We start from the raw sequence: 20,987 nt of genomic DNA, 5'->3' as shown, positions 1-20,987 counted from the left end.
CGCAAACTCGATGGACAGAACCGTCTGCCCGAGATCATCCAAGGGGTTGAGTTCCGCGATGGGATCCGCCAGCTTCAAACTGCCGCCTGATCAGGCATCACCAACTTTTGCCCATATCTCCACGAGTTCCCATTCCTGGCCGAGCGCATGCATTTGTGCCTCTTGAAATGAGCCTCCCAGGATGAAGCCCCCAAGCTCCTTTTGATCGGCGGCATATGCCACTGAGGCAAGCACGCCGAATGCTATTGATAGATGGATTCTTCTTGAAAAGTTCATTTGAGTTCCCACTGGTTGCTCAGCTGTTCTTCACAGCAATCAACAGGAAATCAATGATCGCCCCGCATTGCGGTCTGTGGTTCAAACCGCAGCGAAGGTCGGGTCCGAGCCCACTTCGATCAATGCTACATAGAGGATGAGTGGGGGCTTTCGAGGGCGGCAAAAAACCTGCACGACCACTACAGTGCGGAGAAGGGACGCGTAGCCGAGTTGTCGGAATGCGGGACCCAGAAGGCGATCCAATCGAACGATTCAGGGCTTCACACCGTCCTCCGCCTCCTCTCAGGTTCCACGCGGTGCCCAGAGAATAATACCCGCACCGATAAGACAAATGACGGTTCCGATAGCATCCCATTGATCAGGGCGATGGCCTTCCACACCCCATAGCCATAGCAGAGACGATACGATGTATATGCCACCGTAGACTGCATAGGCGCGTCCCGCCTGTTCAGTCGGGCTGAGCGCAAGTAGCCAGGCAAAAGCGGCAAGGGATAGCATCCCCGGTGCCAGCCAGAGCACGCTCTTGTCCAGCCGGAACCAAGCCCAAAAAGCAAAGCATCCAACAATTTCGGCTAACGCTGCGGCGAAGTAGATAAGAACTGGCTTCATCGGGCCTGACATAAGCTCCGGGCATGATCGGGTCTATCAATATTTAGCAGAGCTTTCGCCGATGGTTCGATGCAACTGTCTTCATCGTAAAGCGGCCATTGGATTAATGGATGCCAACGGCAGCAAAGTTCGCATAGCTTCCCTTAAACCAGCTATAACGTCTGATGTCCTACCTGCGGCGCAGCGAGGTTCCACAAAGAGCCCCCACTGACGGCTCTGGTTGCAGAGGGCCTCGCAGTTGCAACATGGGCTCGCTTACCGCGACCTGCCATTCTGGACATTCAGCGGGTCAGGTCACGCCGCAATGCAACTTCACCGAACTCATCATTCGCTGAGCTCGCGTGACGAAGCCATGCTTGAGTGGGGCAGAGCAGACGAAGCTGTTTGAAGCCGCGGGCCGAATGTCTGCTTCTGCCCCGTTGGTAAGAACCGACGGCATTCACAGCATAGAGGAAATGTCGGACGCTCCGGTGGGATAGGCGAACATCGTGTCCTTGAGTTGGTCGGCCGTCAGCCCGTGCCGCACGGCAAGAGTAAAGACATTGATGACCTCATCGGCATGCGGTCCCAGCAGATGCGCGCCCAGAATGCGCTCGCTGCCGTCTTCGACCAGAACCTTGTAGCCGGAGACGGATTCCGCCTGCTGGCGCGTCGAGAACCAGCCGGGCGTCCGGTCGCACTGCATGCGGAACTTCAGTCCCTGCTCCCGGGCCTCGGCCTCGTCGAGCCCTACACGAGCAATGGGCGGCAGGGTGAAGGCGACCGAGGGCACGCCATTGTAGTTCGGTTTGCTGTGGTTGCCTTCAAGCAGGTTTGCCGCAACCACCTTGCCGTCATGGTTGGAAACAGGGGTCAGCGGCGGACCCATCTGCGCAGTATCGCCGGCGGCGTATACAGCCGGGTTTGAGGAGCTTTGTAGGTATTCATTCAGCGCCAGCTTGCCGTCACGTAGTTCGACGCCAGCCGCCGCGAGGTCAAGCGGCGCGAATTCGGGTTTCCGGCCAGCGGCATGCACGACGAGATCCGCCTCAAAGGTTGTCGATCCTCCTTCGCCGGTGGCGGTGACGCGAAAGGCATCCCCGGTCTTTTCGACCCGCTCGACTTCGGTGCCAGTATGCAAAGTGACGCCGATCTCCTCGTATTTTTCCATCAGCCATCCGACCAGGTCCGGATCGAACCCCGTCAGCATCCGATCCCCATGCTGGAGGATCGTCACCTCGGCTCCGGCCCGCGCCGCGATGTGGGAAAATTCCGCCGCGATATAGCCTCCCCCAACCAACACGATGCGGCGCGGCAGGCTTTCCATTTCGAGGAAACCCTCGTTGTCGATCAGGTGCTCTTCACCGGGAATCCCCAGCTTCATCGCCTCAGAGCCGGTCGCCAAAACAATGTGTTTGGCCTCCAAGGTTTCGCCATCGACCTCCACCGCGTTCGGACCGACAAAGCGGGCTCGCCCGTGGAAGGTCGCGATGCCACTTTCGGAGAAGCTTTTCTCCTTCTTCTCTGGCACCGGGTCGGTGAAGCCACGCTTGAACTCCAGTAGTTCACGCCAGTCGATGCGCACGTCGCCCTCGACCCCCTTGCCATGCATTCGCCGGGCATGATCGGCGGCAGAGGTGCCTCCGATCAGCATCTTCTTGGGGTCGCAGCCGCGCAGGGCACAAGTGCCGCCATAGGGGCGGAAATCAGTTACAGCCACACTTCGGCCGGCGGCGCTGACACGCTTTGCCACGGTGGTGGCGGCGGTGCCGCTTCCGATAACAATCAGGTCGTATGTCTTGCTCATTGCAAATCTCCTTGGTTCATTTGTTTCGATTGTCACGCTTGGCCAGCCAGCCCACGAAAGCTCCGGCGCCGACAAGTCCAATGAGCATCGGGGTCATGCGGGCTCTCATTCGAGGGCTCGGCCCCATGGCACATCTTTCGCAACAGTAGTGGTGGCCTTGATGCTCCACCCCGGGAGTGGGGAACCGGCTGCCGCAGTGGGCACACTCCTCAACCTCAGGAGAGCAGACCTCGCCGGACATCATTACAGCCAGCGGAACGCCTTGCGGTCTATCCGATGACACTTTCCGCTCTTCTGTTTTGGATCGAGTTCCAAGAGACCGGGTAGTGCGAAGCGGCCGTGCGGTATCGCTGTTTGGGCCAGGCGGAGCGCATCGATCCCTCTGGGGCGCGGCTCGGGCTATTCTGTCGGCGTGGGTCCCTCGCAGCGCACCGTCGCCGCCACTCGCGTAGAGTTCGAGGTTGATGGCGCTGTTGATCAACGCCAGGTGTGTGAAGGCCTGTGGGAAATTCCCGAGGAAGCCATGGCTGTCCGGGTCGATCTCCTCGGCGTAGAGCCCGACGTCGTTTGCCTGATCCAAGAGGCGTTCGAACAAGCTGCGTGCTTCGTCCGCACGGCCGGTGCAAAGAAGCGCGTCAACCAGCCAGAAGGAGCAGATAAGGAATGCTCCTTCCCCACCGGCCAATCCGTCATCGGTGTCTTCGAGATCGTATCTTGATACGTAATCGCCACGGCGCAATGCCCGCTCCACGCCGCGCACCGTTCGATCGAGGGCCTCGTCCGACAGTGAAAGATCGAGCATGGGCAGGAGTAGAAGCGCAGCATCCATGCCGCCGTCCACGAAGGTCTGGCGAAAGCCACCTCCCTCACCATCATCGGCATGGGATTGTAGGGCCTCGAGTATCTCTCGGCGCGCTTGGCACCATGTCTCGCGCTCTCCCAAAAGTCGAATGGCGCGATCCATCGCGACCCAAGCCATGGCCTTCCCGTGGACATAGTGGCGCGGTTTTCCGCGCATCTCCCAGATGCCTTGGTCGGGCTCGTTCCAGACCTGCGCGACATGATCCGCAATGCCCTCCAGCATGGTCCGAAGCGTCTCGTCCAGCGGTCCACCCAAGGCCCGATAAGCCAGCGCCCAGTCGGCAACCTCGCCATAGATGTCGAGTTGCGCCTGGCCAGCTGCGGCATTGCCGACGCGAACAGGCTTCGAGCCAGCATAGCCGTCCAGGTGATCGAGACAGCGTTCTTCGATTGGGCTTTCTTCCTCGATGCTGTAGAGAATACGCAGATCCGGCAAGGTTTGGACGCAACAACTCCCGAGGAATTGGCAGTATTGGCCTGCCTCTGCGTGGTAGCCCAATCCACCGAGAGCCTGGAGAACGAAGGCTGAATCCCTCAGCCAGCTATAGCGGTAGTCCCAATTCCGCTCGCCGCCGAGATCCTCCGGCAAGGAGGTTGTGGGCGCGGCGACGATGGCACCGGTGGGTGCATAGGTCAGGGCCTTGAGTGCCAGAGCACTGCGCTGCACGGCCGCACGGTATGGCCCATCGTAACGGGAGGCCCCTGACCAGCAGCGCCAGAAGTCAGCCGTCTCATGCAACAGCGCCTCCGCCTGTTCAACCGGCCTGTCCACATTGGCCTCGGCTGGCGCCAGGATGAAGGCACGCCGCTCACCTGCTGTCAGAGTGATGACCGAACTTGCTCGTTCCGCGCTCGGCGTGCTTTGCTGGAACAGTCGCATTTCTGGGGGAGCGCCTGCGTCGGGATCGAACGCACAGGTGCCCGGATCGTAGGTCAGCTCAAGATCGCACTGCCCATCCAGCGCCTCGACCATGCGCACCAGCCAGCCCGGAGCCTCAAGATCGACGAACGGCTCGGTTGCACCGGCCGCGCTGCGGACCGGAAGGAAGTCGGTGACAGAAACGCGCCCGGTCGGGGTCGTGAAGGTGGTGCGCAGAATGTTGGTGCTGTCCACATAGGCTCGTTCGCTTTCGTAGGACCCGGCGGTGGGGGAAATGCGAAAGGTGGCGCCTTGCTTCGCATCCAGCAACGCCCAGCAGGCTGGCTGCGCATCAAAGCGGCCTGGGCAGAACCAGTCGACCGCACCGTCCCGGCCCACCAGGGCCGCGCCGTGGCAATCGCCGAGGAGAGCGTAGTCTCGCAGCGGCAGGTATCCGGCATGGCGGGTAGGCATCAGCCGCCCTTGCGGAAGGCGGGGTAGAGCATCATGCCGCCATCCACGAAGAGCGTCGTCCCGACCACGTAATCCGACGCGTCCGACGCGAGCCAGACCGCGGCCTCGGCCACATCCTCGGTTTCGCCCATCCGGCCATAAGGAATGAGTTGCAGAAGCTTCTTCCGGGCCTTCTCGTCCTCCCAAGCCTCGCGATTGATGGCCGTCTTGATCGCCCCGGGCGCGATGGCGTTGACGCGGTTCTTCTCGCAGGCAAGCTCCTGCGCCATCGATTCCATCAGAAGCTTAACCCCACCCTTGGCGGTGGCGTAGTTCGCATGCCCCCCCCAAGGTATGGCTTGGTGCACGGAGCTGGTGAAGATGATCTTTCCGAGCGCCGGAGACCGTTCTGGATCAAGACCCTGACGGCGGAAGCGTCGCACCGCCTCCTGGGCGCAGAGGAACTGGCCGGTCAGGTTGACGTCGAGAACTTTGCGCCAGTCTTCGAGGCTCAACTCAGTGAAGGTGTCATCGCGCTGGATGCCGGCGTTCGATACGAGAATGTCCACTCCGCCAAATTGCTCGTCCGCCGCTTCGATTAGTGTTCCGCAACCTTCCGGCGTCGAAACATCGGCCTGAACTGCCTCGACGCGACCGCCCTCCTCTCGGATTTCAGCGACAATGCGATCGGCGGCCTCCTCGTCGGAACGAAAATTGACAATGACTGAGGCGCCCGCCGTGGCGAAGGCCCGCGCGATACCCGCGCCGATCCCGGAACTTGCGCCTGTCACGATGGCCCGTGCGTTCTCAAGCTGCAATTTTGACATAGGAATTTCTCCTTTAGGTCTGGTGTTCGGACCCGCGCCTCGGCGAGGCGGGAGAGGTGGGCAGCCGCAGGAAAATCTCTGTGGGGGCGCTGAAGCCGAGCGCGAGTTCGTCGAGCCAGCGAGATCGGCTGTCTTTTTGGCGGCTACTCGGAACGGGTGTCCCCGGTCGGACACGCTGTTCTTGCCGACGGGTATCCTGAGGTGTGGCAGCCCTAAGCGCTTGCTGTGCGTATTCCGTGACCTTGGTCGTCGCCAACCCGGCGAGCAGACCAACGCCTTTGTCCAATGCGAGATGCGATGTTTTCATCAATAACTCCAGCCTGCCCCAGAACTCTGTATATAACTACAGCCATGCACCAAGGTTCCGGAGATGTCGAAAATCACGCCTCACAGCCGCCTCTTGCGAGAGATGTCCGGCCCATCAACGGCGGGCCGGAGCAAAGGCAGATTTTAACCGGCGCAGCAGCTCAGCATGGCCACGTCCTTGTCGAAGGTCTGCGCAGCGAGCTTCAGTCCTTCAACCGTGGTCAGGTAAGGAAAGATTGTCTCACCCAGTTCCTTTGTCGTCAGCCCAGCCTTCAACGCCATCACCAGGGTCTGGATGGTATCGGACCCTTCAGGGGCAATGATCTGGCCGCCAAGCAGCTTGTCAGTCTCGCGGTCGGCCACGAGCTTTATGAGCCCCCTTGTGTCGCGCGCCGCTTGAGCCCGTGGCACTTGATCGAGTTGTAGCACCGAGGTTTTCACATCATGGCCTGCGTCGAGTGCCTGCTGTTCACTCAGCCCTACACCCGCGACTTGCGGGTCGGTAAAGACCACCCAGGGCATCGTGCTGTTGTCATAGTGGCCATCACCCTCCGCGACCGCGTTTCGCGCCGCGATCTTGGCACCATAGGCCGCCATGTAGACAAATTGGTCGCGATCAGTCACATCGCCAGCGGCATAGATACCGGGGCGCGAGGTCTGCATGTCCTGCCCCACGACGATGCCCCCGCGACTGTCAGTCTGCACTTCCAGCTCCTCAAGACCCAGTTCTTCGGTATTGGCACGCCGACCGGCGGTGAGAACAATTCGCTCGGCGGTTACTTCCTTTACGGCACCGTCCTGAATGACCTTCAGGGTAACGCCATCCTTTGATGCAAGAGCGCTGTCATATTGCAAACCGGTCAGAAGCGTAATGCCTTCAGTCTTGAATGCTTCTGATAAGGCATCGGAGACCTCGGGCTCGGCTCCCGGCAACAGTCGCGAGCGCGCCACCATCGTCACCTTGACCCCCATGCGCGACATCATTTGCGCCAGCTCCGCGCCAATATAACCGGCACCGACAAAGATCAGGCTCTCGGGCAGCGTCTCCAACTCCAGAAGCGATTTGCTATCGAGGGTCGGAACATCCTCGATGCCGCGGATCGCCGGGACCAAGGTTTGGCTACCGGTCGCGATCAGCACCTTTGGGGCGGTAATCTTGCGGCTCCCAACTTGGACGCCGCCCTCGATCAAAGTGGCTGGACCTTCATCGATGTAATCGACCCCCTCGTAGTTGGGCAGCAGGTCGGCATATTTCTGCTGGCGCAACGTCGCGACCAGATCGTCCTTTCCCGCCATGAGCTTGGACCAGTCATCAACTTTGGCACTGCCCGAAAGGCCGGGAAAACGTGCCGCAGCGCTCGCCCCGTGCAGAGCCTCAGCAGCGCGGATCATGGCCTTCGAGGGAACGCAGCCGAAGTTCACACAGGTGCCACCAATTGTCCCATGTCCTATGAGCGCCACGCGTTTTCCAGCCTCGGCACCAGTAATCGAAGCAGAGAACCCCGCAGAGCCTGCGCCCACCACGATGAGGTCATATGTCTTGTTTTCGTTTGAACAGCAGTCTTTCATGGATCAGATCCCTTTTGTTGAAGGATCGTATTTCGGCTTAGCGAATACGAGATAAAGAATGGCTCCGATCGCCAACAATGGGGTGGCCATGGAAAGCAGCCCCAGCACGAGACCGAAGGGAGAACAGCAAACAGTCGCCATCATGGTCAGACCTCCTTTGCAAAACGGTTAAGTGATATCGCATAGGCACCGGTGAGCACCGCCGCCACGAAGGTGAGGATCAGAGCTCCGCGAAACTCCAGAGCGATGATCAAGATCGACAGAAGCACCGCGATGAGCGTAGACCAGATCTTGGGGGATGGACCCAGCCGACCTGCACGCAGCCAAAGCGCCTGTGCTACCACTGCAAGGCACAGAAACAGCATTGGAAACAGTGCATAATCAAGCCACCCTGTTATCGCAGACAGGCCGGCGCCAGCCAGCACGACGACGAGAAGAGGCGTAAAGCAGCACAAAGCCGCAAAGAGTGCGCCGCCAAGGCCGCCCTTCAGTAGGCGTTTCCCTTGAGCCTCATCGGTTTGGTCGATCGCTTGGGTCAAGAGCCTTCACCCGCCAAGTCTTCAAGGAGCGTCGCCGGGTAGCCGTTCGCTTCAACAGCGGCAATCAGGGCTTCGATAGAGGTGACTTCATCATCAAACCGGACTGTATAAAGTCCTTCGCTCGCATCTTCACCTTCTGCGAATTCCTCGATCACTACGCTTTCCACGGATTTTAGGGAATTGCCAACGATGAAGGAGCAGGATGGACATGTGAGTTCGCTAACTTCAAGACGGGCCACTTGCTCGGCAGCAAAGCCAGGGGCAGCGAAAAGTGCGGACAGCACCAGAGTGCTGTAGAGAATACGTTTCATGTCAGAGTGTCCTTTCAGAACGAGAGAATGTAAGGGGAGATGTAAGGGAAGAGTATCGCGATGAGGATCACAGCTGTTGCACTCCAGAGAACGGAGCGCATTGCGGTGCGGTTCATCGGGCGAGCACAAGTGCCATCTGTGCAGTGGATCGGACGGTAAGCTTTATAGAAACCGTATCCCAGGAAAGCGGCTGCGAGGCCGAAAGTATACCATTTGTAGGCGTAGAGAGCGCCCATTTGCGCAATGAAAACCCCGCTTACTCCGAAGCTGACAAGCACCAGTGGCAGGATGCAACACGAGGTCATGGCCAGTGCGCCAAGTGCTGCCATAGCGGTGGCAGTCCAGCCGCGGCCTTCCGGGACGTCGGATGCGTCCTTCGGCATTACAGAATTTGTGGTTTCCATGCAGGTGTCTCCTTGCGGTCATCTGCCATGAGATTTAGGGTCTGTAGGTGATACAGGCTCAAGGGCTATCCGAATGGGAAAAGATCACGTCTCCGTGAAGCCGATGCAGCGAGCGGCTCTCGCCCGCGCCACGGGATGCAACCTTGAAACTATCCGCTATTACGAGACCATTGGCGTTATGCCCGACCCGCCTCGTGATCCGAATGGTTACCGCAGCTACAGCGAGGATCACGTGCGCCGATTACGCTTCGTAATGCGTGCGCGTGATCTGGGCTTTTCGCTCGAGGAAATCCGGGGGTTGTTGAGCCTTGTCGACAGCCACAGTCAGACCTGTGCTGAAGTGGAAGGGATCGCCTCCGCCCATCTGAAAGATGTGCAGGACAAAATTACCGACCTGCAACGGATCGCGAAAGCATTGAGCGATACGGTGGCACAATGCAGCGGCACCGATGTCCCGGAATGCCCCGTTCTGAACGCCCTGCTGGGCTGAAGGCTACCTGTCCTCGGGTGGTCTGCGCATGAACCCCACGGTATTCGCATGTCCGATGAAGCTGTCATTCGTCCTCCGAACCCACCCGATCGCCCCCCTTCGGCCGGCACGAAAGGAACCTTCTTGCGTATAGCCGCGATTGACTGCTTTCGGCCCTTCTGGACGGGAGCCTCCGCAGGCGCAGCGGCGATCAAGCAAGTGCAGCGCAAGGCGGCAAGGTCCGCTCTGCCGACCTCGGTGCTCGTTGCAGCTAACGTCTTCTTCAAGGTGACTTAAACTGCGTTGCTCGAATACGGCAAAGCCAGTCGATGGTCAGGTCCAAGTCGCTTTTGCCGCCAAAAACTTGATCTCGAAAGATGTTCCTGGATCATTGTCCGACACAATTATTTCGGCACCATGCAAATCGCAGATCGCTTTTACTAATGCCAGACCAAGGCCATTCCCGGGACTATTTCGGCTTTTTTCGCCCCTGAAGAACCGTCGAAAAATACGCTTTCGATCCTCGCTTTCGATTCCCGGACCATTGTCGGAGATTCGCAAGGTCGGACCGGTTGGTGTGCTTTCCGCCAAGACCTGAACTTTAGACCCAGACGGACAATGCTTGATCGCGTTCTCGACAAGGTTCGAAAGTAATTGCGTCAGAAGGTTTCTATCACCAACAACCCCAAGCTGTTCGACCGGTATCTTAGTGGTCAACTCAATGCCAGCATCCTCGGCCGTAGGATCAAAGACTTCCGTAACATTGGCTATGATCTCACGCAGGTCGTTCCGCGCGAACCTTTCGCGGCGGTCACTTCCTTCAATCTGTGCGATACGCAAAAGCGCGTTGAAGGTCGATATTATTTCTTCGGTTTGATCGAGGCTGGCGGAAATGTCGTCCGGGTGGATACTCGGGCTGTCTCGTAGGTTCTCCAACCGCTGCCGAAGATGCTGAAGTGGTGTGCGCATGTCATGAGCAATGTCATTCGAGATTTGCTCTTGGCTTTCGAGCAGGCGCCTGATCTGGTCAAGCATGCTGTTTATTTCTTCAGATACGCGCGACAGATCATCGCGCGCGCTGCGAGTGCTTGGAATGCGGCAAGCGAGGTTACCTGAAGAGACCTCCGTAAGAGTATTGGATATGGCTGTGATGCGGCGCTCGGTGATGCGGCCAATCCGAATGCCGACGATTAGACCAAGGATCACGACTGCCAAATAGCCCACCACCAAAGCAATGCCGAGCGCTTCCAGTATCTCCAAAACGATATGGTCGCCAGCCCCTTGAATCAGAAGATAGGGGCCGACGTCATCTGCGCGCAGCCAATAGCCGGTGACCTCATCGTGAATTTCTCCAGCAAGCGGCAGTTCCTGTGCTGGAAGGAAATCGGGCAAGGGGCGTTTGAAGGTTGAGGACAAGTTGCCGGAAACAATCGCGCCGTCTGAGTTTAGAAGCTGGTAGACCCGGGCATTCTGAAAGCTAACCTCGGCAAGTGCATCGACGCGGTCGACCAGCACCTCATCGCCGCCCAACTCGAAGATTTCACCGAGTGTAGCCGCATCGCTGCGCATTTGATCGAGCACCCAGTCTTGAACTTCGTATTGCGTGAACCAATAGGCCAATGCGAATACAAGCGCAGAGAGCACCGAATAGAGGAACGAGTATTGCAAAGACAGCCGTATGGATGTCCGCAACGCTGAAGGACCTTTGCGCTTAAGGCTATCCATGAAGACTGTATCCCGCGCCCCGAACGGTATGGATCAACGGCTGGTCGAAGGGTTTGTCAATCTTGTTGCGCAGACGGCTGATATGCGTCTCGACGACATTGGTGTTCGGGTCGAAGTGAAAATCCCAGACTGCTTCCAGCAACATGGTGCGTGTCACCACGCGCTCGGCGTTCTTCATCAGATAGGATAACAGGCGAAACTCGCGCGGCTGCACTGCGATCTCTTGGCCCGATCTGCACACGGTATGTCGGATCAGGTCGATCTCCAGATCGGCAACTTGAAGTCGCGTTTCTTCGGCCTGCATTGGGGGGCGACGTGCAAGTGCACTCAGGCGCGCAGATAGCTCTGAAAACGCAAAAGGTTTCACAAGGTAGTCGTCAGCCCCGGCCTCCAATCCGTTTACCCGGTCGTTCAAACCGCCAAGCGCACTCAGGAACAAGATCGGCGTGTCGACATTCGCGCCGCGCACCGATTTGACCAGTGTTAACCCATCCAAGCCGGGCAGCATCCGGTCGACGACGATGACGTCAAAGTCATTGTCCAGGGCATCGAGGAAGCCTTGTTTGCCATCCGACGCATGTTTCGTCACATGGCCAAGTGCCTTCAGACTGGTGCAGATATACTCAGCCGTTTCGCCATCATCTTCTACAACAAGCACCCGCATCTGCGCCCAAGCTCCATAAGGTATTGAGAAAATAGCTCGTTTTGCGGCTTTGCACCATCTCCGTAATATTACGGATTGGTATAGTGCCGACCATCTTTCGCAGATCACCACCGTCTTATGCCCTGAGAAAAAGGACAGGGCATCATGGTCGCAATAGATCCGAAATTCGATACATCCGTGCGGCAAGAGCCCGAGAGGCGCTTCGCTTTAACCCGCAGCGACCAACGGTTCCTGCTGTTTGCACTCGGTGCATTGTTCGCTGTGCGCCTGTTTGCCATGTTCTGGTGGCCTCTCACGGATTCTACGGAAGCTCGCTATGCCGAGATCGCGCGTAAGATGGTCGAGACAGCTGACTGGATCACTCCGCAGTTCGACTATGGCGTCCCGTTTTGGGGCAAACCTCCCTTACATACTTGGTTGTCTGCCTTGGGGATGAAGCTCTTTGGCGTTGGAGCCTTTGGCGCGCGGGTATTCATCTTTGCTGCGTCATTGGGGGTGGTAAGCCTACTTTTCTCTTGGGTGTGCCAGCATCAGGGCAAAGATCAGGCTCTTGTCGTAACCACGGTGCTCGCCTCATCTTTAATGTTTTTCGGCGCGTCGGCCTTCGTAATGACGGACATGGTCATGGTCCTTGGCACTACCTTGAGCATGATCGGCTTTTACAATTGCCTGATGAACAGCTCCTCGCGGAGCGCGTGGGGACGGTGGTTCTTTGTCGGCATCGCTATCGGCCTTTTAGCGAAGGGTCCGGTAGCGCTTGTCATCATAATGATCGCGCTTGTGCCTTGGCTCGCGGTGACGGGACGCTGGCGGGAATTACATGGTTTCCCTTGGTTGTCCGGGTTGCTGATCGCCGCGACGCTGACCCTTCCCTGGTATATCCTGGCGGAGATCAAGACGCCGGGTTTCCTGCGCTACTTTCTCATCGGAGAGCACTTCCAGCGCTTTGTCGTGCCGGGTTGGGAGGGAGACCTCTACGGGTCTGGCCATGAGCAGCCCAAGGGCCTGATCTGGCTCTATGCCTGGGCTACGTTTCTGCCATGGAGCCTGTTTGCCCTGACCCTGCTTCCCCGAGCAGCATTTTACATCAAGAAAACGACAGAGAGTGATCGAGGCTGGCACAGCTATCTTGCGCTTTGGGTCGTCGCGCCGCTGATCCTCTTCACACCCGCCGCGAATATCCTGCCGGCCTATGCACTGCCTGGGCTTCCCGCAGCTGCGGTTCTCTTGGTCTCGCTTTGGGCTCAGGTTAGAGGCCAACCGGGCTGGTGGGCGCGGAGTGCGGTCGTCGTGGCCATTGGTTTTGTGGGGTTGGCATTTCTATCCCTGACCATTCTGGCGCGTTACCAGCCCGGAACGGTCACCCATCGGTCCGAGCGCGCCTTGGTAGCTGCGGCGCAAAGTTTCGATCCTGGAGTGCAGATTACCTATTGGGGCGGTCGCAGCTTCTCGGCCGAGTTCTATACGCGGGGCCAAGTCCAGTTCACCGAACGAACCGCGGCATTCGATAGCTTTCAAGACAATGGCCTGCGCGATGCGGTGGCCATCCCGGCATCTATCGCCTCGGAACTGGCCCCTTTTCTGGGCCCGCAGTTCGACCCTGCCGGTCGGTTTGGGCATCGCATTTTGTTCGTCGAAGATCTGGATCAGGAGGTAACACCATGAACCGTCGCCCCGAACGCTTTGCTAAGCCTAAGATCGTTCCTTCTTTGAAACCTATTCCTGATCTTTCCTTTGTGATCCCCGCTTTCAATGAGGCAGGCAATATAACCAGAACGGTGGTCCAGGTGGATGCGCATGCCCGGAGGCTGGTGAGTAGTTTCGAGATCATCATTGTGGACGATGGCAGCCTCGATGCCACCTTTGAGGAAAGCCGAGCGCTCTGCGACCAGTATCCACTTCGTGTCCTGCGGCTGTCGCGGAATTTTGGCAAAGAACATGCGATCATGGCCGGCCTGGAGAGCACAGTGGGTGCGGCGGTGGTCATCCTCGATGCCGATCTTCAGGAACCCCTTTTCCATCTCGAAACCATGATGAAATATCGCGACGAGGGGTATGAGATGGTCTATGCCGTCCGCGCGCAACGCCGCGACGAGACATGGCGCAAACGAGTTTTCACCCGCGCGTTCTACGCGCTGCTGAATATCGGCGGCGACACCGCGATACCGGCCAATGCCCGCGATTTCAGGATCATGGATCGACGCGTCGTGGATGCGCTATGCGCCTTGCCAGAGCGCAACCGCTTTATGAAAGGGCTGTATGGCTGGGTTGGCTTTCGCACCAAGGCTGTGGCGATTGAGTTGGGCCCGCGGGCGACCGGGATCTCTAAATTCGGCTTCGCTGGCTTGTTTAAGTTAGGCTTGACCGGGCTCACGTCCTTCACGGCCTGGCCGCTGCGGGTCTGGACAGGGATTGGGATGACCATTGCCGCCAGTTCGATCCTCTACGCCCTCTGGATCGCCGTCCGCACCCTGATTTTTGGCATTGATGTGCCGGGATGGTCGACGCTTGTGGTGGCCGTCATGTTGCTGGGCGGGGTGCAGTTGATCTCTATCGGTGTGTTGGGCGAATACCTCTCGCGGGTCTTTACCGAGGTCAAAGGACGCCCCGGGTTTATCATTGCCGAGGATTTTTCTGCTGATCGGGAGCATCTATGATGTGGCGTCAGTTGTTGCGGTTCGGGATTGTCGGCCTGCTTGCAACCTTCGTTCATATGGTAATTGGCTTTCTATTGATCCAGTCGAACTGGCAGCCAGTCATGGCGAACCTGCTCGCCTTCACAATCGCTTTTCTTGTCAGCTTCATCGGCCATCTTGGGTTTTCCTTTGCTGATCAGGGGGTCAGCCCATCAAGCGCGCTGTGGAAGTTTGCGCTTGTCGCCCTGATCGGCTTTGCCTTTAACGAAGTGCTTCTGATCATGTTGCTATCCGAAGGGGAGCTATCTGACACAGTGAGTCTGTGGATCTCAACCGGTTCCGCGGCGGTTTTGACTTTTGCACTCAGCAGATTGTGGGCGTTTCGCACCCCGCACAAAGCCGGCGGGCCGGTCGATGTAGAACCGTCTGCCCATCTAACCAATCAGTAATCTGGTGGAGACGTTCCCGGCTACAAGGGTTGGTTATCTCTTAAGGTGAGGCTCCAGTTGGGGGCCGTGCAAAGAAGGAAGACCACGATGAAACGTATAATTTCCCTTACCGCACTGATTGCCGCAGTCGCAACGGCCGGAATGGCTTTGGCTGAGACCGATGATGCGAAGGAGATGGCGATGTTCTCTGAAGCGCAGTTCGACATCCAGAAAGCACTTACCGTTGCTTTGGATGCGATGGTTGGAAAGATCGCCTCAATTGAATTTGAAAGCGAGGATGGCAAGGCGGTCTACGAGGCGGTCGCCATCGCACCGGACGGAGCTATGACCGAGATTCTGATCGATGCAAATGACGGCACCGTGATCGCTCAAGGCCCCTATGGGGACGATGACGACGAAGAAGATGACGACAACGACTAAGTCTACCTCAGCGCGGCACAGCGTCATCGCGGTGCCGAGCTGGACGTCTTCCCTGCCTATCCTCGCATGCCACACCAACGGTCCCATCGGCACCTTACCAAATAGTAATGTTACGGTAAGAGTCTGATCAGTCGGCAAACTCTACAGCTTCTGTTAAGGAGCGCCCGATGAATAAGACCCTCTTTCGAACCCTGCTGGCGTCAGCAACGGCCCTCGTTCTGATTGGCGGAACCGAAGGACAGATTTTTTCCATCGCGGGTTCCGGCATCCGCTCACTGGCCAGCCCCTCGCAATCGCAGTTATTCGACAATAACCGGGTCCACAAACTGGATGTGACGCTGCCTTTCTCTGTCCTGGCAGCAGGTGACGTCGCCTCTTGTGCAGGCAGGGGTTATCTCAGCCGAATGGACAGAAACCTGCGCTATGCGGTTGGTCTCCCTCGAGCGAAGACGGTGCCGAACGAGGGCATGATAGAAACCACAGCGATCTTGGAGCAATACCCCGAGACGACGGTGCTCGCCCTGGGGGATCTGGTCTACAGACGCGGCGAAGCCGTGGGCTTTGAAGATTGCTACGACCCTTATTGGGGAGCTGCATGGGCGCGCACATGGCCGACCCCCGGAAACCACGAATACCAATCACCTTTTGCCTATGCCTATTACGACTACTGGCAAGATCGTGCGGGGCCAGACCGAAACGGCTATTACGCCCTGAAAGCTGGGAACTGGTTGATCCTGTCGCTGAACAGCGAGATTGATGCGTCTCCAGGGTCTGCACAGGCAGAATGGGTAAAGGAAGTGCTCGCAGCGCACATGGACAGTTGCGCCGCGGCATATTTCCACAAACCCGCATATTCGAGCGTGACGCGCAGCCGCACTGACAGTGCGCGGGCGCTGTTCCGGCTCGTCGCGAAAGCAGGCGTCCGTTTTGTCTTACATGGACACAACCACTTCTACGAACGCACAGCGCCCCTGAATGCCGAGGGCAAACCGGATCAGGGCGGCACGATCGCTTTCGTGGTCGGGGCCGGTGGCAAATCCACACCGGGCAACCTCGAGCCTGCGGCCTTCTCCGAGCGACTAATTACCGGGACAACCGGCATGTTGAAGCTGACCTTCACAGATAAAACGGCCCGTTGGACCTACCTCACCGGTCCCGGATCGATGGAAGCAGACAGCGGCACGGTCCAATGTTGACACCCGCAGTCCAGCACAGCCACCCGCAAAGGCCCGACCATGTTTGACTTCATCACATCGCTACTCGCCTCCATGGGCAGCCTCGGCGTCGCTACCCTGATGCTGCTTGAGAACGTTTTCCCTCCGATCCCTTCGGAAGTCATCATGCCCTTCGCTGGCTATCTCGCGGCGAGCGGTGATCTCTCCTTCGTCGGTGTCGTGATCGCTGGCACGATCGGTTCAGTGGCCGGCGCATTCCTATGGTATTGGATCGGCACATTGGCTTCCGAAACACGGTTGCGCAGGCTCATTGCCCGGCACGGCAGGTGGCTGACCATCTCAGAACAAGATCTCAATCGTTCCCTTGCGTGGTTTCGGCGCAATGGCGGCAAAGCAGTCTTTCTGGGCCGGATGGTGCCGGGGGTCCGAACGCTTATATCCGTCCCTGCCGGCATGACAGGGATGCCGCTGTTACCATTTCTTCTCTATACCGGTTTGGGCAGCCTGATCTGGACGGCCGCCCTCACTATTTCAGGCTATCTGCTGGAAGCGCAGTTTGCCAAAGTTGAGACGTGGATCAATCCGGTGACAAACATCCTGCTTGGAGGCCTTCTTGTGCTTTATGTCTGGCGGTTGCTCCACCCCAAGATAGAAAGATGACGGCGGTGACACACCATACTTCAAAAAGTTTGAACCACCGATTATTTGCGGTGACCCTTTTTGCAAAAGCAGTCTTGGGCGTTCTCCAAATGGCTACGGCTGCGGCGATCTTCGCGGGAGCCGCAGAGCGTCTTCCTGCCCTCACCCAATGGCTCTTTCGCGCAGAGCTTGCAGAAAACCCGAACGATTTCATCGCCACCCGCGCCGTATCACTGGTCGGCGTCGTGCCAACATCGGATCTGTCCTTCTATACCACTTACTTTCTGGCGCATGGCGGGCTTCATATCGCGATCGTCGTGGCCCTGCTTTACGGTGCAGCATGGGCGCATCGCGCGGCGGTTTTCGTGCTTTGGGTGTTTGTGATCTATCAACTCTTCGAATGGCTCACTGTTGGCAGCGTAGCTTTGCTGATTCTGACTGCGATTGATCTAACGGTCATCTACATCACTGTGCGCGAACAGCGTAGTCGTGCTCCGTTGGGGCCGTGACGCGAAAATTGCACTTCTCTATTATGTGCCTGATCTAAACGACGAAGAAAACCTTCACCTCGCTTAAACGCTCAATCTAAAAAGAGGACAAATCATGCATTCCGTTTCGGAATCCTGGCTCTTTTGGGCCATTCTCGCCGCCATATTTGCCGCGCTCACCGCGATCTTTGCGAAGGTCGGAGTGTCGGGCGTCAACTCCAACTTTGCGACTTTTCTGCGCACCATCGTCGTCGTTTTCGCATTGGGCCTGCTGGTCTGGTTGACGGGCGAGGTGCAGTCGCTATCCACAATCTCCCCGAAGACGGGATTCTTTCTGGTGCTGTCCGGCCTCGCGACTGGCGCGTCATGGTTGTGTTATTTTCGCGCGCTCCAGCTCGGCAAGGTCTCGCAGGTAGCACCTATCGACAAGTTGAGCGTTGTGCTCGCCGCCATTATCGCTGCGGTTCTTCTGGGAGAGAAGTTATCAACGACCGGATGGAGCGGCGTCGGTTTGATAGGGCTCGGCGCGGTTCTTGTAGCCTTGTCCTGATGTGCCGCGAGCGAGGCTTGGAAACAGAACAGTGTCTGATGAGTTCGGTCCGAACGTCATGTCGACCCATTTTCACGGCCACCCTCACGCGCAGGGACTTATTTATGAGCTAAGATCGCAAAACTTGAACGTTTCGACCATTGGAAAATTTCAATCATCAAAAAATGAAAGCGGCCGTTCGAGCATTATGCAGCGAACACCCGCAACCCACCCTTCATCCCAAAGACCTTCGCAACCGCAGTGCAAACTGAGCGGCCGCAGCGAATGGCAGGAAAGTCCGCCAAGCCGACCTCCAGCCTTGGTTAGACATAGCGTCGTGTCCACGAGGCCGGCCACGAGTTGCACCACGAAATGCAAAAGGGCTGGCCCAAGTTGGCGCAGTAGTGAATTGACAATCCTCGTGCCGGTGATCCTTCAGATATTATTGACCTCGATCGGCATTTCGCCGTGCCGCGCATGGCAGAGCGTATTAAGCTCGGCATCTTCCTCTTCATCGTCATGACACCACAGGTCAGGCGCTGTCGTCCTCTGGCGGCAGGGACGCAGCGAGTGCCTGAATGCGCTTTGCTGGGCCCTTGTAACGCCCTCCTCGGATTGAGCCGCCGTTAGCGCGCGCCATATCAGCGTGTGAAACCTGACCAGAGCGAAGTAGTTCTTCATCGCGTTCGCGCGCGGCGGCTTTCTCAGCTGCGCGTTCTCGGAATGAAAATCTGGGCACCTTTGGTTTCATGTTGTCTCCCTCAAGTAAGCTTATCACATCGATGTCGATTTCTTTCGAGGAAATCGCGACACCTGCGGCCAGCCTGTGCCGCACTTGCAGACAGACCGGCGCTCGAATTCCTGCTGAGTAATACCCTCAGGCACCTCGCCGGGCCTGCGGTTCACCGTATGACCACACTCCCAGCATCGAACCTCAATGTGGGTGATGCCGGGTGAGAACAGTTCATCGCTGATGGTGGTCATCCTTACCTATTATTAAAAGCGGTGCCGGACGAGATACACCCTCGCCATCAAACCGCCAATATTCGCGCTGCGGCACCGCCTTCTGCAAAGCCCAGCGTCCCTCGTGCGCGTCCACGCAAGTGTCGAAGATCAGGAGAGCCAGAAGTTCTGCGGCATGCTGAATCCGGGCTTCCAGAACAGGATTTTGACAGTGTGGGCATACCCTATTGCCCGCGTGCTGTGATGCACAGTCCGTTAGATGAAGAAGATGGATGATATGCTCCAAAGCGGCCCTTTGGCGGCCGTATAATGAGCTAATTTTATCCGGTTCCTGTAGGAACCAAATAAAATCAATGATTTAGGATTTACTCCAAAGCTCGGTTTGACTTTATGTCCGACTAACACGCCATTTCCCACGCCAAGTGTATTCGTAATAGAGTTGACCAGAGACGTAACACCCCCGTCATGACGGCTTTCGACAGGTAGTGGGTAGGTTGATTGTTGGGCCCTGATTAGTCGGACAGTTCGTCCTTGGGCTCACTAACACCCTTTGACGCTCAATTGCCGCGGAAGACAAACACGAATTGTCCTTATTAGTCAGTAGTCTGTTGTAGACAAAACTCGTGCCAGCAAAATCAACGGCTTACGAGGTCAAAATCCAAGGTGGGTTCAACTGGGACAGCGCGCCGCAATCTATGTGAGGGTTTCGACCTCGGACCAGTCGTGCGAGCGACAGGTCCCCGAACTGATAGCCTTCGCCGAACGCGGCGGTTACGATGTCGTCGGCGTCTTCAAAGAAACGGCCTCCGGGGCCAGCGTTAATCGCACCGCGCGCAACCGATTGCTCGCGCCGAAAGTGCTTCAAGCCATCAAAGAGGGCCGGTCATACCGCTGGATTGCCCGAGATCTCGGAATCTCGAAAAACACCGTCTCCGACATCGTCAAACGAAACCGCCAAGAGGCCAGCAGTTCACCAACAGTTGGTGTAACTTCCGCTGGTAGCGCGGGCTGAGCGGAGCCTTCGCATAGCGAAGCGAGGCCCGTGCGGGTCACTTCGCGGCTATGGTTGTTCTTCGGCTAAGGTTCGGTTTGCGGACCTAACTTTGACCGAGGAGAACGACCATGACCAAGAGCAATCTATCACATATTGTCGCGCTGCATGCTCTTTTGTCAGAGACGGAACAGACTCTTCAGAACCGATCCAATGATGCCAGCTCAAGTAAGATGTTGTCTCGGAAACTTTCAGAGAAGACCAGTTCTTCCTTGAGAAACATGCCACATGCATGCCCACTGTCGCTCAGCCAGCTGCTCTCGAAACCTTTTACGATCAGCACGTTCGCGAGCAGCAAACAGTTAGGTTGGCTCTCCCCGATACCTGCGGTGAGATCCGTTAGCTTGTGGGCTTTATGAGTCAGTGTCCCTTTTCCATGCTCACCGGGGCTCACCGGAAGGATTAGCCCATTCTCGATTGCTTTGGCTGCAAGATCGGATGGTAGCCAGCCAAATAGGCGCATTCTAAAGACGTCAAGCCAGTTTGCTTCCTGCCAACGACGGTCAACCCAAATGTAGTCATCTTGCATGCTCATACTCCCAATTTGGGAGTATCGATACACGAAGGTATTGCGGCGTGTCTATACTCTGGATAACGCGATGGCTGGCACGCTTCACACAAAAGAATACAAGATACTAATCTTGGCACTGATCGCCGAACGGACCGCTATAGGCCTGTCCCAAGCAGCGCTTGCGACCGCCCTCAGACGCCCACCTTCCTTTGTGGCAAAAGTCGAGTTGTGTGAGCGGCGTCTTGACGTCTTGGAGTATTGCGCGTGGGCCTACGCGCTTTCAGTCGATCCACTGGACCAGTTGCGAAAGCATGCCTCGCTTCCCTTGAAGGAAATCCCGCGCTGATCGTTAAAAGCGGCTCGAAGTAGAACCAAAAACCTTTCAGCCAAGGTGCGTTCCATATTGCATTCGGGATTATACTTTATCTTTCAGCACATCTGCTAAGGAGTTTGAGCTAATACGAGAAG

At 57.3% G+C, this 20,987-nt stretch carries 23 protein-coding genes; 10 read left to right on the top strand and 13 right to left on the bottom strand.

What is annotated here, in order from left to right; genetic code table 11:
- Positions 1 to 90: 90 nt before the first annotated feature.
- From ACGYLX_RS15680 to ACGYLX_RS15635, 10 genes are all read right to left on the bottom strand, one after another.
- Positions 91 to 276, bottom strand: coding sequence for a hypothetical protein (locus ACGYLX_RS15680; RefSeq protein ID WP_394450622.1), 186 nt, complete (start codon positions 274 to 276; stop codon positions 91 to 93).
- A 282-nt stretch (positions 277 to 558) separates the two neighbouring features.
- Positions 559 to 885 carry a YnfA family protein gene (locus ACGYLX_RS15675; RefSeq protein WP_394450621.1) on the bottom strand — a complete coding sequence of 109 codons (327 nt, stop codon included), beginning with the start codon at positions 883 to 885 and terminating at the stop codon, positions 559 to 561.
- A 439-nt stretch (positions 886 to 1,324) separates the two neighbouring features.
- On the bottom strand, positions 1,325 to 2,671 hold the full coding sequence (locus ACGYLX_RS15670; protein WP_394450619.1) for a dihydrolipoyl dehydrogenase family protein: 1,347 nt from the start codon (positions 2,669 to 2,671) through the stop codon (positions 1,325 to 1,327).
- A gap of 16 nt (positions 2,672 to 2,687) precedes the next feature.
- The gene (locus tag ACGYLX_RS15665; protein ID WP_394450617.1) at positions 2,688 to 4,865 is read right to left on the bottom strand and encodes a glycoside hydrolase family 15 protein; all 2,178 of its coding nucleotides are present in this window, start codon (positions 4,863 to 4,865) and stop codon (positions 2,688 to 2,690) included.
- The gene (locus ACGYLX_RS15660) at positions 4,865 to 5,671 is read right to left on the bottom strand and encodes a glucose 1-dehydrogenase (protein WP_394450615.1); all 807 of its coding nucleotides are present in this window, start codon (positions 5,669 to 5,671) and stop codon (positions 4,865 to 4,867) included. The genes ACGYLX_RS15665 and ACGYLX_RS15660 overlap by 1 nt, the downstream gene beginning before the upstream one ends.
- 450 nt (positions 5,672 to 6,121) lie before the next feature.
- Positions 6,122 to 7,546: a mercury(II) reductase gene (gene merA / locus ACGYLX_RS15655; protein WP_394450613.1), complete on the bottom strand. Its 1,425-nt coding sequence runs from the start codon at positions 7,544 to 7,546 to the stop codon at positions 6,122 to 6,124.
- Positions 7,547 to 7,549: 3 nt separating this feature from the next.
- The gene (locus ACGYLX_RS15650) at positions 7,550 to 7,690 is read right to left on the bottom strand and encodes a hypothetical protein (RefSeq protein WP_394450611.1); all 141 of its coding nucleotides are present in this window, start codon (positions 7,688 to 7,690) and stop codon (positions 7,550 to 7,552) included.
- A 2-nt stretch (positions 7,691 to 7,692) separates the two neighbouring features.
- The gene (gene merF / locus ACGYLX_RS15645; RefSeq protein WP_394450609.1) at positions 7,693 to 8,085 is read right to left on the bottom strand and encodes a mercury resistance system transport protein MerF; all 393 of its coding nucleotides are present in this window, start codon (positions 8,083 to 8,085) and stop codon (positions 7,693 to 7,695) included.
- The gene (locus ACGYLX_RS15640; RefSeq protein WP_067938657.1) at positions 8,082 to 8,396 is read right to left on the bottom strand and encodes a hypothetical protein; all 315 of its coding nucleotides are present in this window, start codon (positions 8,394 to 8,396) and stop codon (positions 8,082 to 8,084) included. Before ACGYLX_RS15640 ends, merF begins: the two co-directional genes overlap by 4 nt.
- 14 nt (positions 8,397 to 8,410) lie before the next feature.
- Positions 8,411 to 8,800 carry a mercuric transporter MerT family protein gene (locus ACGYLX_RS15635; protein ID WP_394450607.1) on the bottom strand — a complete coding sequence of 130 codons (390 nt, stop codon included), beginning with the start codon at positions 8,798 to 8,800 and terminating at the stop codon, positions 8,411 to 8,413.
- A 73-nt stretch (positions 8,801 to 8,873) separates the two neighbouring features.
- On the opposite strand from ACGYLX_RS15635, the gene ACGYLX_RS15630 reads away from it, so the two are divergent.
- Entirely contained in the window at positions 8,874 to 9,290 is a 417-nt protein-coding gene (locus ACGYLX_RS15630; protein WP_067937709.1) for a helix-turn-helix domain-containing protein, read from the top strand.
- 312 nt (positions 9,291 to 9,602) lie between these two features.
- Here ACGYLX_RS15630 and ACGYLX_RS15625 read toward each other — a convergent pair whose 3' ends face one another.
- A complete protein-coding gene (locus ACGYLX_RS15625; RefSeq protein ID WP_394450605.1) occupies positions 9,603 to 10,994 on the bottom strand; it encodes an ATP-binding protein in 1,392 nt (463 codons plus the stop codon).
- Positions 10,987 to 11,658, bottom strand: coding sequence for a winged helix-turn-helix domain-containing protein (locus tag ACGYLX_RS15620; RefSeq protein ID WP_394450603.1), 672 nt, complete (start codon positions 11,656 to 11,658; stop codon positions 10,987 to 10,989). Before ACGYLX_RS15620 ends, ACGYLX_RS15625 begins: the two co-directional genes overlap by 8 nt.
- 144 nt (positions 11,659 to 11,802) lie before the next feature.
- Here ACGYLX_RS15620 and ACGYLX_RS15615 point away from each other — a divergent pair, with 144 nt between their 5' ends.
- The 9 genes from ACGYLX_RS15615 to ACGYLX_RS15575 all read left to right on the top strand — a co-directional run bounded on the left by ACGYLX_RS15615 (position 11,803) and on the right by ACGYLX_RS15575 (position 19,969).
- The gene (locus tag ACGYLX_RS15615; protein ID WP_394450602.1) at positions 11,803 to 13,323 is read left to right on the top strand and encodes an ArnT family glycosyltransferase; all 1,521 of its coding nucleotides are present in this window, start codon (positions 11,803 to 11,805) and stop codon (positions 13,321 to 13,323) included.
- Positions 13,320 to 14,315, top strand: coding sequence for a glycosyltransferase family 2 protein (locus tag ACGYLX_RS15610; protein ID WP_394450600.1), 996 nt, complete (start codon positions 13,320 to 13,322; stop codon positions 14,313 to 14,315). The genes ACGYLX_RS15615 and ACGYLX_RS15610 overlap by 4 nt, the downstream gene beginning before the upstream one ends.
- Positions 14,312 to 14,743 carry a GtrA family protein gene (locus ACGYLX_RS15605; protein WP_394450598.1) on the top strand — a complete coding sequence of 144 codons (432 nt, stop codon included), beginning with the start codon at positions 14,312 to 14,314 and terminating at the stop codon, positions 14,741 to 14,743. The genes ACGYLX_RS15610 and ACGYLX_RS15605 overlap by 4 nt, the downstream gene beginning before the upstream one ends.
- Positions 14,744 to 14,830: 87 nt before the next feature.
- Entirely contained in the window at positions 14,831 to 15,163 is a 333-nt protein-coding gene (locus ACGYLX_RS15600) for a PepSY domain-containing protein (RefSeq protein WP_394450597.1), read from the top strand.
- Positions 15,164 to 15,330: 167 nt separating this feature from the next.
- On the top strand, positions 15,331 to 16,359 hold the full coding sequence (locus ACGYLX_RS15595) for a metallophosphoesterase family protein (protein WP_394450595.1): 1,029 nt from the start codon (positions 15,331 to 15,333) through the stop codon (positions 16,357 to 16,359).
- A 39-nt stretch (positions 16,360 to 16,398) separates the two neighbouring features.
- A complete protein-coding gene (locus ACGYLX_RS15590; protein WP_394450593.1) occupies positions 16,399 to 16,998 on the top strand; it encodes a DedA family protein in 600 nt (199 codons plus the stop codon).
- The gene (locus ACGYLX_RS15585; RefSeq protein ID WP_394450592.1) at positions 16,995 to 17,486 is read left to right on the top strand and encodes a DUF2127 domain-containing protein; all 492 of its coding nucleotides are present in this window, start codon (positions 16,995 to 16,997) and stop codon (positions 17,484 to 17,486) included. The genes ACGYLX_RS15590 and ACGYLX_RS15585 overlap by 4 nt, the downstream gene beginning before the upstream one ends.
- Positions 17,487 to 17,580: 94 nt before the next feature.
- Positions 17,581 to 18,015 (top strand): EamA family transporter, encoded by a 435-nt coding sequence (locus ACGYLX_RS15580; RefSeq protein ID WP_394450590.1) that lies wholly within the window; start codon positions 17,581 to 17,583, stop codon positions 18,013 to 18,015.
- Between the two features lie 1,639 nt (positions 18,016 to 19,654).
- Entirely contained in the window at positions 19,655 to 19,969 is a 315-nt protein-coding gene (locus ACGYLX_RS15575; RefSeq protein ID WP_394450588.1) for a recombinase family protein, read from the top strand.
- A gap of 178 nt (positions 19,970 to 20,147) precedes the next feature.
- Here ACGYLX_RS15575 and ACGYLX_RS15570 read toward each other — a convergent pair whose 3' ends face one another.
- Entirely contained in the window at positions 20,148 to 20,537 is a 390-nt protein-coding gene (locus ACGYLX_RS15570) for a hypothetical protein (RefSeq protein ID WP_394450586.1), read from the bottom strand.
- Positions 20,538 to 20,987 lie beyond the last annotated feature (450 nt).

This window comes from Sulfitobacter sp. 1A13496, assembly GCF_043557225.1.
GTDB classification, from domain to species: Bacteria; Pseudomonadota; Alphaproteobacteria; order Rhodobacterales; family Rhodobacteraceae; genus Sulfitobacter; species Sulfitobacter faviae.
This window is presented reverse-complemented; position numbering and strand designations above follow the sequence as displayed.